General features: G+C 36.2%; 11 protein-coding genes. 3 read left to right on the top strand and 8 right to left on the bottom strand.

All coding sequences use genetic code 11. The features are described 5' to 3' along the window. Positions 1-81: 81 nt before the first annotated feature. The 6 genes from LKI_RS03570 to araA form a co-directional block, all read right to left on the bottom strand. Positions 82-1,116: an aldose epimerase family protein gene (locus LKI_RS03570; RefSeq protein ID WP_013102790.1), complete on the bottom strand. Its 1,035-nt coding sequence runs from the start codon at positions 1,114-1,116 to the stop codon at positions 82-84. A 10-nt stretch (positions 1,117-1,126) separates the two neighbouring features. Next, complete coding sequence (locus LKI_RS03565) at positions 1,127-1,831, bottom strand: L-ribulose-5-phosphate 4-epimerase (protein ID WP_013975422.1); 705 nt, start codon at positions 1,829-1,831, stop codon at positions 1,127-1,129. Between the two features lies 1 nt (position 1,832). Continuing rightward, positions 1,833-3,455, bottom strand: coding sequence for a xylulokinase (locus tag LKI_RS03560; RefSeq protein ID WP_013102788.1), 1,623 nt, complete (start codon positions 3,453-3,455; stop codon positions 1,833-1,835). A 70-nt stretch (positions 3,456-3,525) separates the two neighbouring features. After that, positions 3,526-4,788, bottom strand: a complete 1,263-nt coding sequence (locus LKI_RS03555; protein WP_013102787.1) for an oligosaccharide MFS transporter — start codon at positions 4,786-4,788, stop codon at positions 3,526-3,528. Continuing rightward, positions 4,785-5,765 (bottom strand): glycoside hydrolase family 43 protein, encoded by a 981-nt coding sequence (locus LKI_RS03550; RefSeq protein ID WP_013102786.1) that lies wholly within the window; start codon positions 5,763-5,765, stop codon positions 4,785-4,787. Before LKI_RS03550 ends, LKI_RS03555 begins: the two co-directional genes overlap by 4 nt. Before the next feature lie 18 nt (positions 5,766-5,783). After that, entirely contained in the window at positions 5,784-7,208 is a 1,425-nt protein-coding gene (gene araA / locus LKI_RS03545; protein ID WP_013102785.1) for an L-arabinose isomerase, read from the bottom strand. Between the two features lie 496 nt (positions 7,209-7,704). Between araA and fba the strand changes: the two genes are divergently transcribed. Then, complete coding sequence (gene fba, locus LKI_RS03540; RefSeq protein ID WP_013102784.1) at positions 7,705-8,580, top strand: class II fructose-1,6-bisphosphate aldolase; 876 nt, start codon at positions 7,705-7,707, stop codon at positions 8,578-8,580. Positions 8,581-8,635: 55 nt separating this feature from the next. Here fba and LKI_RS03535 read toward each other — a convergent pair whose 3' ends face one another. Further along, entirely contained in the window at positions 8,636-9,718 is a 1,083-nt protein-coding gene (locus LKI_RS03535) for a GntR family transcriptional regulator (RefSeq protein WP_013102783.1), read from the bottom strand. Between the two features lie 313 nt (positions 9,719-10,031). Between LKI_RS03535 and LKI_RS03530 the strand changes: the two genes are divergently transcribed. Next, entirely contained in the window at positions 10,032-10,547 is a 516-nt protein-coding gene (locus LKI_RS03530) for a helix-turn-helix domain-containing protein (RefSeq protein ID WP_013102782.1), read from the top strand. 225 nt (positions 10,548-10,772) lie between these two features. Next, on the top strand, positions 10,773-11,234 hold the full coding sequence (locus tag LKI_RS03525; RefSeq protein WP_013102781.1) for a GNAT family N-acetyltransferase: 462 nt from the start codon (positions 10,773-10,775) through the stop codon (positions 11,232-11,234). A gap of 72 nt (positions 11,235-11,306) precedes the next feature. Here LKI_RS03525 and LKI_RS03520 read toward each other — a convergent pair whose 3' ends face one another. Next, entirely contained in the window at positions 11,307-12,188 is an 882-nt protein-coding gene (locus LKI_RS03520; RefSeq protein WP_013102780.1) for a LysR family transcriptional regulator, read from the bottom strand. Positions 12,189-12,263 lie beyond the last annotated feature (75 nt).

The raw sequence follows: 12,263 nt of genomic DNA, 5'->3' as shown, positions 1-12,263 counted from the left end.
TCTTAATAATAAACGTTCATTCATTTAATTACAAGTGATTGATGGTAAAAATCTTAAAAGGCTCCTCATTATTCAATTACTTTAAAATGATAACTCAAATACAGTCTGTTCCCGATAGACCTTATCACTATGACATATCATATCGCCAAATTCTGGATAGCGTTCAGCACCTGGTGCAACTTGTGTCTCCAAAGTGATACCACCATGATTATTAAACACTGTCCCTCGCATAGGGGCACTAAAATCATTACCAAAATTAGCAGTAAATATAACAACTGCAGGTGAGCTAGTCGTTAAATTAACAGATACTTTTTCATCGCTAGATACTAATTTGGCGTTGCTACTTTGATCATTTTTTGCATTTAAGAAGAAGGGGTGGTCCAAACCATCTACCAACTTATTCTGAGCATTCCTCGAAGTGAACACTTCTTTTAGCTTCTTTAGCTTCCTAAAATCAAACGCACTATTTTCAACGTGCTCTTTTTTTCCGGTTGTTAAACGATCATTATCCAATGGTGCATAATGGTCAGCTATAATTTGTAAACTATGATCCTCAACACTTTTTGACGGACTACCATCCAAATTAAAATAGACATGATTCGTGGGATTAAACAATGTCGACATATCACTTAATGCTTGGTATGTTAACATCCAATCATTGTCATTATTCAAACTATAGGTCACTGTCACATGCAAATTACCTGGAAAGCCATTTTCATGATTTAAACTATCATAAGTAAACGACACTGACACCAAGTCATCAGTGACCTGCTTCTTCACTTGCCATATCTTGGTTTCAAAACTGTCTGGGCCGCCATGCAATGTATTGCCGTTCTCATTTATACTGATTTGATAATCTTTCCCATTAAGATTAAACTGTCCTGCTGCAATTCTGCCAGCAACACGGCCAATGGTTGCGCCCATGAAATGATCTTTATCGAGGTATTCTGCCATAGAATCAAATCCCAAAACTAAATCTCGATAAACACCAGCTACTGGCACTTGTAAACGGACAATTCTAGCACCAAAATTAGTCACGCTCAATCGCACACCATGGTTATTTTCCAAAGTATATTGTTTTGCTGATCCACCAAAGCTACTCTCAGTAATTTTCATAACATTCTCCTCAACGATTGCTTTGTCCATAATAAGCATGCTTTCCATGTTTACGGAAATAATGTCTATCTAACAAATATTGGGGTACATGAATGTCTTGAGAAGGATTCAATTGCATAGTGTGAAAATCCATTTCTGAAACAACATCAAGGACAATGGCGTTATGCACTGCATCCATCGCATCTTTTCCCCAAGTAAAGGGCCCGTGATCATTTGTCAAAACACCAGGAACTGCTAAAGGATCTATCCCCTCTCGATCAAAAACACTAACGATTGATTTTCCTGTATTTAACTCATAAGCACCGTCAACCTCATCTTGAGTCAAACGGTCAGCAACTGGTACATCCCCATAAAATGTATCTGCGTGCGTTGTCCCCGCGGCAGGAACCGCAATCCCTGCTTGTGCAAAAGCCACCGCCCACTTAGAGTGCGTGTGTACAATACCACCAAGTTGATCCCAATGTTGATATAAAAAAGCATGCGTTGGTGTATCGCTAGACGGGTTCAAGTCACCTTCAACGACGTGACCTTCTAAGTCAACCACGACCATATCCTGCGCTGTTAACTTATCATAATCTACGCCGCTGGGCTTAATCACAAATAAACCACTTTCTCTGTCAATCTGTGAAACATTGCCCCATGTTAACGTTACTAAATTATTCGCTGGTAATGCTAAGTTTGCTTCATAAACTTGCTGTTTTAAATCTTCTAACATGTTATTCATTTCCTTCCTTAATCGGTAGACTTTTCACAGCTGCCAATTCAATTTCCAATCCGTCAATATATCGCTTCATAAAATCTTCAAAGCCGGCCACATCTTTTGCATCCGGTGAGCGTGTTTCAAAATCTTGATTAGCAAATACTTCCTTTGCCAAAAAAACATCCAAAGACTCCCCACGCTTTTTATTGACTGCAAAGAGTGCTAATATAGCCATTCCCCACGGACCACCTTCCCCAGCCGTTTTCATAACTGTAACATCAGTATTCAATGCAGCAGCTAAGAGCTTTTGTGCTACAATAGGTGTCTTAAAAACCCCCCCCTGTGCCACAATATTATCAGTCAAAACATTCTCATCCACCAAAATTCGCATACCAATTTTGATAGCCCCAAAAGCTGTAAATAAGTGTAAACGCATTAAGTTGCCTAGGGTAAATTTTGAATCTGGTTGACGAACAAGTAGTGGACGCCCTTCGGGTATTGCTGTAATATTTTCACCAGAATAATAACCATAACCAGACAGCCCACCCGCGTCTGGATCTGCCTCATTTAAGGCTGCATTAAATAGAATTTTGTATAATTGATCAACTGCAATGTTTTCACCAAGCTTATTAGCAAACTCGCCAAATAATTTGGTCCAAGCATTTAGATCAGAAGCTGAATTATTAGCATGAACCATTGCCACTGGTAAACCTGTCGGTGTTGTCACAATGTCAATATTGTTGTAGACATGTGCTAAATTTTTTTCCAAAACAATCATTGAAAAAATTGAGGTGCCAACTGAAATGTTACCTGTTCTTTTTTTGACACTATTGGTTGCAACCATACCAGTCCCAGCATCCCCCTCGGGAGGTGCAACAACAGATCCAACTTCTAAATCACCCGTTGGATCCAAAATTTTTGCCCCTTTCTGAGTCAAAACACCAGCTTTTTGACCAGCTTGTAATGGTTTTGGAAGTATGCTTTCAATTTGCCACTGATACTGTTGAACTGATTTTAGTGAACTAAACTGTTTGAGCATTGTTTGATTATAGTTTTTTGATTGCTCATCAATCGGAAACATGCCTGATGCATCACCAATGCCAATAACTTTTTCACCTGTTAACTGCCAATGTACATAGCCTGCCAGTGTTGTCATAAAATCAATATTCTTAACATGAGATTCTTGATTTAAAATGGCTTGGTACAGATGCGCTATACTCCATCTTTGTGGAATGTTAAAGTTGAATAATTTTGTCAACTCAGATGATGCTTCACCAGTAATTGCATTTCGCCAAGTTCTAAATGGTACTAATTGTCTATTTTCTTTGTCAAAAACGAGATAGCCATGCATCATTGCAGAAAATCCCATCGTTTTGATTTTATTTATTTTAATGTTATACTCTGCTAAAATTTTTTGCTTCAAATGATCATATGCGGTTTGCAACCCTAGCAAAACATCAGAAATAGCATAAGTCCACAGGCCATCCTGAAAATTGTTGTCCCATTCATAACTACCAGAGGCAATTGTTTGAAAATCTTCTGTTGTTAATACTGCCTTCACTGTAGTAGAGCCAAACTCTACACCCAATGAAACTTCACCATTTTGTAAAGCTGATTTAATTTCTGGATGTGTTATCATCAGTTCTTCTCCTTTTAGTAGAAAAACGTTAATCAGATCAATCTCATTTGACTAACGTTCCCAAATATTTTTATTCCTGAACTTCTATGTTCGTATATTTTTCATGATCGTGTGATGTAGTTGTCTTTTTTAAAAAAATAGCTGCAAATATAGAAATTGCTAATACGACAAATCCCATAATCAGATAGGTCTTCTGGAAACCAATCCCGTCATACATAGTTCCAGCTAATGCTGAAAAAATAAATACGGAAATTTGTTTCATGAAATTAGCTGCTAATGCATACACTGTGGCATATATTCTCAAGTCAAACGAATCAGAAATATATTTCATAATTGAAATCAACACTAGTGGCATTTCAAATCCTGCTAATAATCTTAAAGCAACAATAAATATCCAATTAGGGGCCAACGCTGTTCCTATAATTCTTAAAGCCGTAATAAAGCCGTAGATTAACAACCCATTACGAGGTCCAATCTTATTGATAATCCATGGCATTGGTATCATTAATAAAATTTCTATAATCATCTGTGCCGTTACTGTGTTGGAATAAACAGTTGTTGAGGCAGCCACGGATGGAAAAAATTGATGGAAAAAAATAATAAACTGTTGGTCAAATACGTCATATAGCGCAGAAGCACCCATATAGAAAATACCAAGTACCCAAAAATTTTTTAATTTAAACACGTTTTTAACATCAGATAATTTCAACTTATCTGTTGTTGTCTCAACTAAACTAGCATGAGATAGGTCAATTTTATTAAAGAAGGCAAACATAATAACCGCAACAAATGCTGTGAACGACGCAGCCCAAAAAATAGCATTGGGAGCCCATAAAAAGAGTCTGCCACCAATAAATGAAGCAACCATGCCAGCAATGGATCCACCGATACGTGAATGTCCAAATTCAAACGAATTAGCTAGCGATGCTCTTTGAATATACTGCTCAATAACGGATACGCCACCATTTAAAATGAAAGCAAGATAAATTCCTGTCACAGTAGCAACGCCAAACGCATTCAATCCTGCTAATAGGGGCATAAAAGCCCACTGAAAATACGGCCCTATCATGACTCCGGCAAGTAAAATAATAAACACCAGTGTTTTCTTAAAAATCAGTCTATCGGATAATATGCCAAAAACGGGTTGATACAGCAACGACATACCAGCCATCAAAGAAAATACCATTCCAGACTCTGAACCGGTCAGATGTGCAACTTGCTCCAACCAAAGTGTTAAATAACCGTTAACAATTGCCCAAATAAAGAAATACGAAAAGTGAGAGACTGGAAAGGACCAAAACTGACCTTTCTTATTTATAGCAGTATTATTCATTTAAGACCACCTCTTTCTGTATAGGGCACTGGACTACCAAAAACAGGTTGTCCATTCCCATTGAAAGTAAATTTTTGCACACACGTATGCCTGTTTGGATCATATAATGGATCACCTACAATATGTGTATAATTCCTTGAATGATAGACTAGTAAGTTGCTTTCACCATCTTCAGATACGGTAAATGAATTATGACCAGGTCCATATTGCCCTATTTCTAAATCACTTTGAAATACAGGGTTATTTGACTTAAGCCAATTATCAGGATTCAAAAAATCTTGGTTATCATCAATTGTCAGCATCCCCATCGCATAATTTTCATCAGTAGCGCTTGCAGAGTATGTCAAAAAAAATTTATGTGCATGATGCAAAATTGCTGGCCCCTCATTCACCATAAATCCACGTTTTTCCCAATCAAATTCAGGATTAGATAATAGTACAGGTTCGGATTTAAGTGTCCACGGATTAGCCATTTCAGCAATATATAAGTTTGAATTACCTGCTATTGTGGGATCTTTCTGCGCCCAGATATAATACAAGGTACCATTAGTTTCAAAAACCGTGGCATCCAATGAAAAACTATCTAATGGTGTTTCCACTCTTCCTTTTTCAATCCAATTCGCTTCAGACGACATAGGATCAGGTGAGGATGACTCTATCACGAACATTCTATGTTGAAACATGCCATTTTTATCTAAAGCTGTTGTGTCTGAAGCCGCAAAATATATATACCATTTTCCCCTGATATAGTGAAGTTCTGGTGCCCAAATAAGCTGGCTCATTTCTCCTTGATCATGTTTCAACCATATTGTTTTAGGTGCAGCGTGGGCCAAACCATTTATGGTACGAGATTTGCGTAATTCAATTAAGTTGTATGCAGGAACTGAAGCACTAAAATAGTAAAAGCCATCAGTATGTTTATATATTTGGGGATCGGCTCGTTGTATAACCAACGGATTAATATATATTTGTTCCATTTTTTTCTCCATAATCATTTACCTAATATCAACAAACTTGATACCAAACAACTTAGCCAAATCTGTTAATTGCTCAGAATCAATTGAAAAGCTTAATGTTGTGTGATGTCCACCGCCGACCGTTAGCCAGCCTTCCGCGCCAGCTTTTAATCCTGTTTTTGGTGTCCATAATTGCTTAGCAACAGGGAGATATGGTGTGTCTGCTTCTGGTTTGTTTCCAGTAACATCATAACTAATCAATTTAAACTCATCTCCAAAGTCTGCTAGCGTAACATCTACAGCATCACCAGAGCGACCTGTAAAGACAAGTCGTGCTGGATCTTCTTTACCACCAATGCCTAACGGATGCACCTCAATTCGTGGCTTATCAGAAGCAATTGTTGGATCAACTTCTAGCATATGTGATCCCAAAATAGCTTCGTGCCCTTTACGCAAATCTAGTGTGTAATCTTCCATAAATGCTGTGGCTTGGTTATGTGACATAATTTTTAACAGACGCGTCAATGCAGCTGTCTTCCAATCTCCTTCACCAGCAAATCCGTAACCATCTGCCATCAAAAGTTGTGCGGCAAGCCCTGGTAATTGTTCTAGTCCTACTAAGTCTTCAAAGTTCGTTGTAAAGCCAGAATAGCCTTTATCATCTAAGAACTTTTTAATACCAATATATTCACGCAGTTGATACTTCACATGATGTTCAAACTTTTCAGCGCTGTTATCACCTTGCACAAAATCATATTGCTCTTGTAAATCATCGTATAGCTTGTCAATATCTGAGTTGTCTACTGCATTGACATACTCAACCAAGGCACCAACACCCCAATAATCTACTGTCCAACCAAGCTTGATTTGTGCTTCGATCTTATCACCGTCAGTTACGGCAACATTTCTCATCTTGTCTGCAAATGTAACAATTTTAATTTTAAAGCTTTCATCATAGGCAACAGCCACGTCCATCCACTTACCAATTTGCAGTTGAATGTCTTCATCAGCCCAGTGACCAAAAATAATTTTATTATTTAAGCGTAAACGTGCATTGATAAAGGCATATTCTCGATCTCCGTGTGCTGATTGATTTAAGTTCATGTAGTCAAAATCAATTGTGTCATAAGGAATGGTGTTCAACATTTGAGTAGCCAAATGCAAAAGTGGCTTATTGAGCAATTGTGTGCCACGAATCCAATTTTTAGCTGGAGAAAATGTGTGTGCCCAAGTCACGATTCCTGCTACAGAATCATCATAATTGGCTTTTTTCATTATTTCTGTGATATTTTCTGCAGTTACACCAACCGTTTTAAATTCGATAGGATACGGTAAGTTGCCAGATTCATTCAGATTTTTAATCATTTTTTTTGAATCTATTTCTACTTGCTTCAAAACTTCTGGTCCATATAAAAACTGAGATCCTGCTACAAACCAAAATTTATAGTCTTCTGATTTTGTCATTTTCTTTTCTCCAAAAAAATTTGTTCTATCTGTATCACGTCTCAGTATTAATTGGTTTTCTAGAATCACCACTTTTTGGAAACGCTTACAATGCCATAATAAAACATTTGTCCGTATATGTCAAACATATATATTTTTATTGATAAATTAAAAAAGTAAAGGTATACTAAAATTAACTAATAATTGGTATAGCGGCAATTATTAGTTATTATTACTTGATTAACCTAACAAATATGCATATTTTGTCAAAATCATAACTAGGAGGTATTCATATTATTCGCATTTTTATACTTAAAAATACTTGATATCAAAATAGCATATTTTTTAATCCTTCAGTTTTAAATTTTTTATCATTAATTAATGACGAATTTTGATACCTATATAAATGCGCTTCAAAAAAATTGGTACAGTAATAAGAATTGATTAATAAATCATATCTACCGCTATTCATAGTACTAACTCGACACAACTTAAAAAAGAAAGTTGGAAATAATTCATGACAATCGTTTCAGGCAAACAAATTGTACAAAGCGCCCGTGACAATGGTTACGCTATTGGTGCTTTTAATACAAATAATCTTGAATGGACACAAGCTATTTTGCGCGTTGCGCAAGACAAACACGCGCCGACCATCATTGCCGCCTCAATGGGCGCAATTAAATATATGGGCGGATTTGAGACCGTCGCCCATTTAATTCGAGATCTCGATCAAGATTTAAACATTGACGTTCCCATTACAATTCATCTTGATCATGGTGATTATAACGCCGCTAAAGCCGCTATTAATGCAGGCTTCACATCAGTCATGTTTGATGGCTCACATTTACCTTTGGCTGAAAATCTAGCCAAAACACGAGAAATTGTGGCTTTGGCACATGAAAAAAATATATCAGTAGAAGCTGAAGTTGGTAGTATTGGCGGAGAAGAAGACGGTATCATCGGCGATGGTGAAATTGCACCGATTGCCGATGCCATTGCTATGATTCAAACGAACATTGATTTTATCGCTGCCGGTATTGGTAACATTCATGGTCGTTACCCTGAACATTGGCCGGGTCTCAATCTCGCACATTTAAAAACACTAGCAACTGCTTTAGATGACGTTACCCATAACCACGTACCCTTTGTCCTCCATGGCGGTTCAGGTGTCCCAGATGATCAAATTAAAACAGCGATTAACATGGGTGTTGCAAAAGTCAACGTTAACACCGAGGCACAATTGGCATTCCATCAAGCACTCAGAAATTTTATTTTAACAGACCAAGATTTAATAGGTAAAAATTATGATCCAAGAAAGCTATTAGCACCTGGCGTCACTGCAATTGAATCTAGTTTATCCGACCGTCTGAATGTTTTCAGTGGACACCTTTAAATTAAATAAAAGAAGCGCTACCCTAACACGTTGATTAAGGTAGCGCTTCTTTTATTTAATTTAATGTTCGAACAGAATCTCGTTCAATCATAACTGACTTATAAACAATGGAATTAACTTTACGATGATTTATTTTTTGTAATAATAACAATGCAGCATCCCTTCCCATATCATGCTGTGCATGTGTCATTGTTGTTAATCTGGGAGACATGTATTGTGATAACTGGAAATCATCAAAACCGATAATTGATATATCTGATGGTACTTTTAACCCAACATCGTTAATTAAATCCATAATTCTAATAGCTAATTGGTCATTATAAGCTATGATTGCCGTAGGACGTTCTGTTTCATTTTTTAATAATAACTCATTCACTTGGTTTAGTGCACCAAGTACATCACCCGACTGGTACATGATTGGTTTACAGAAAGGCAGTAAATCTGAATGATCTTGATATGCTTTAAGATAACCATCAAGTCGATTGACACCTTGTAAATCATCCACTTGAAAAATACCTACAATGCGTTTGTGCTGCTTTTTAAAAAGATAATTCGTGGCCTCATAAAAAGCATGCTGGTCATCACTGACCAACGAGGTGCTTTGAAAGTTTTTATAAGCCGCATTAATAAAAACAATTGGCATACCTTGTTTTTCCAACTCAAGATAAAGATCAATGTTAGGCGTCTCTAATGCACTACGCGTTGGTTCCACAATTAATCCGCCCAAATTTTGTCTCATAAGATTTTTCAAAGCTGCGCGTTCTCTCACTGGATCGTTGTGGGTATTTGCTAAAATGAAAGAAAAATTATTCTTCGATAATACTTGGTCAACACCATCAATAATGGCAGGAAAAATATAAGAAGCTATGTGCGTCGACATGAACCCAATAACCTGTGGGACCACTTCTTTTTGAGAAATATCCGTTCTGTCAGCGACAAATGAACCACCACCTTGGATACGATAAATAAATTTTTCATTCTCAAGATCAGATATTGCCCGTCGAACCGTATATCGACTGACCAAAAATAACGCCATCAACTCACTCTCTGTGGGTAATTTTTGATCAACAGTATATTCACCACTTAATATCTTGTCTAAAATATATTGTTTAATCACTTCATATTTATTGGTTTTCATAAATTTAACCTCTTTACCTACAGTAAAGATAAACTCAACGTTCTAAAATCAAGTTAAATTTATCTATTTTGACACACAGACATTATAGTAACACATTTTGCTGTAATCTGTGAAGCATATGATCTTAATTTTACCATGCTTAGAAAAACCAATCACATGGCTCAATTTTTTAGTCCTCATACGTGTTTTTTTTCATATACACATCACGTAACGCTTCTACCTAATTAGAAACCGCTTTCTATTGCAAAAATTATTACTAAGAAATATGTTAGATATGTGATATACAAATTTATTATACACTGGAGATAATCAAATGACATTTGCTCAAATCATTAAAACGAAACGCCAAGAGTTAAACATAACACAATCCGAACTTGCCGAAAAACTTTTTGTTTCCAACAAAACAATTTCTAACTGGGAAACAGGGAAAACTATGCCTGATTTAGACAACGTTCTTTACATAGCTAAAATATTGCGTATTTCATTGGATAAGCTATTATTAGAAGATAATCATATGATTGACCACGTGAAACATATTCAAGAAATAAGAGCGACTAGAAAAATGACGTGGGTTGCCTCCATCACTAATATCATTTTTTTCCTCATGTTTTCAACCCAATCCTTTTTTGGACAATTACCCGTTCCGTTTCTTGTAATGATGTTAATTGGTGCCTGGGCAAATATATGGGTTTTGTTTCACTTTTTGTCTAAAACAGATTCCCTTGAAGATAGAGAGCCAAGTATGATTAAAGAGACTAATAATAAAGCACTCGTTATTACAGCATTGCTTGCTGTGATAGCATTAATTAGTGCAGTATTGGTACACTAATGTTATTGTTTTGATGTTCATTTAATCCATTGGGTTTATTATAAACACATAATCAATTATTTGGTTATACCATTTTCCCCCTCATTTTTCATAATGAAGTATCCTCCCTTAAAATAAAAGACCACCTTACTCCCAAAGGTGGTCTTTTATTTTTGTGTTACTGATAGTCGTATAGATACATTATGTTATACTAGATTAACTCATTATTTACAAAGGCGCATTCTCATGTTAAAACTCAGACCAATGGAAACTAATCACTTTCAAAAATATTTAAGTTTTGCAGTCAATGAATATGCCGTAGAAAAAATTGCAGCCGGCACTTGGACACCAGAAGCTGCGCAAAAAAATGCACAATTAGCTTATGGTCGGTTATTACCAAATGGTCTTGAAACACCAAACAATTTTCTTTACTCAATTTTCAATGATTCAGAAATCATCGGCTACATCTGGTTCGGCACTGACAATGAAAATTCATCCATGGCATTTATCTTTGATTTTGAAATTTATAAAGCTTATCAAAATAGAGGCTTCGGTTCAAAAACGCTCGACCTTGTTTCACGTGAAACAAAAAATATGGGGTACACGTCATTAGGGTTACATGTTTTTGGTAGCAACAGTCGCGCTATTCACGTTTATCAAAAAAGCGGATTCAACATAACAGACATCAACATGCAGAAGAAACTCTGATATATAAAAGGTGCCAATACAGTGAGGCAAAATCTCACTGTATTGGCACTTTTTATACGATTTTTTAACCACTTACCTTACCGAATACGTCTCTTTCACAAAACACTTAATAGCTGTTATTAATTCAACAACAGAGGGCGACATGACTTTACTCTTATTGGTCACTAATACGATTTGCCGTGTCAACGACTGATGAAAAGGATAAATAGCCACATCCCCTTTAATTTTTTTCAACGCTAATTCTGGTAAAATTCCAAATCCAATACCAGCTTCAACCATCGCAATAATCGACTGGTCATCAATCGAAAAATTGATGGAATTAATCGTCACATCATAATTGTCCAAAACTGTCTTTGTGGCCCGATCGTAATCTATTTTTTGCAAAATAAATTTCTGATTCACAATATCGTGTTGTGTAATTGTTTGTTTATTTTGAGGTATAAAATCAACAGGTGTCACACAAAATATTGGATCCGCGATTAACGGAAATATAGTTAAATTATCCATCACTGGTAATGTCGTGAAACCCACATCAATCTCACCAGTTTTAACCTGTTTACTGATTTCTTCAAAACTATCTTGAACAATCGATACTTCAATATCAGGATATTGTTTCGAAAAAGTACTTAGAATATTTGGGAGCCAATTGACACAGACACTGCTAAAAGCCCCTATTTTTATTGAACCTGAACGTAGCCCGTTAATATTCTGACTCATCTGAATTAAATCAGCTTCATCATTCAATATTTGTTGAATAACCGGCAAAACTAATGCCCCATCACGCGTTAATTTTATGCCAGAACGGCTACGTACGAGTAACGGAAATCCTAATTGTGCTTCCAGTTGATTAATTGAATGGCTAACAGCGCTGGCTGTCACATTAAGCACTTGAGACGCCTGATAAAATGATTGATAACGGACAACTGTAGCAAATACTTGATAAGAAAACGTCAATTTAATAACCCCTTAGAATACTTTTTTTCATGTAAAAATGAAAAAGATTAGTTTTATTTATTATACAAGATAATT

Source organism: Leuconostoc kimchii IMSNU 11154 (genome assembly GCF_000092505.1).
In the GTDB taxonomy this organism is placed as follows: Bacteria; Bacillota; Bacilli; order Lactobacillales; family Lactobacillaceae; genus Leuconostoc; species Leuconostoc kimchii.
This window is presented reverse-complemented; position numbering and strand designations above follow the sequence as displayed.

What these genes read in the sequence shown, in the direction of transcription:
- LKI_RS03570 (WP_013102790.1), bottom strand. Translation starts at nt 1,116, where the DNA reads ATGAAAATTACTGAGAGTAGCTTTGGTGGATCAGCAAAACAATATACT.
- LKI_RS03565 (WP_013975422.1), bottom strand. Translation starts at nt 1,831, where the DNA reads ATGTTAGAAGATTTAAAACAGCAAGTTTATGAAGCAAACTTAGCATTA.
- LKI_RS03560 (WP_013102788.1), bottom strand. Translation starts at nt 3,455, where the DNA reads ATGATAACACATCCAGAAATTAAATCAGCTTTACAAAATGGTGAAGTT.
- LKI_RS03555 (WP_013102787.1), bottom strand. Translation starts at nt 4,788, where the DNA reads ATGAATAATACTGCTATAAATAAGAAAGGTCAGTTTTGGTCCTTTCCA.
- LKI_RS03550 (WP_013102786.1), bottom strand. Translation starts at nt 5,765, where the DNA reads ATGGAACAAATATATATTAATCCGTTGGTTATACAACGAGCCGATCCC.
- araA (WP_013102785.1), bottom strand. Translation starts at nt 7,208, where the DNA reads ATGACAAAATCAGAAGACTATAAATTTTGGTTTGTAGCAGGATCTCAG.
- fba (WP_013102784.1), top strand. Translation starts at nt 7,705, where the DNA reads ATGACAATCGTTTCAGGCAAACAAATTGTACAAAGCGCCCGTGACAAT.
- LKI_RS03535 (WP_013102783.1), bottom strand. Translation starts at nt 9,718, where the DNA reads ATGAAAACCAATAAATATGAAGTGATTAAACAATATATTTTAGACAAG.
- LKI_RS03530 (WP_013102782.1), top strand. Translation starts at nt 10,032, where the DNA reads ATGACATTTGCTCAAATCATTAAAACGAAACGCCAAGAGTTAAACATA.
- LKI_RS03525 (WP_013102781.1), top strand. Translation starts at nt 10,773, where the DNA reads ATGTTAAAACTCAGACCAATGGAAACTAATCACTTTCAAAAATATTTA.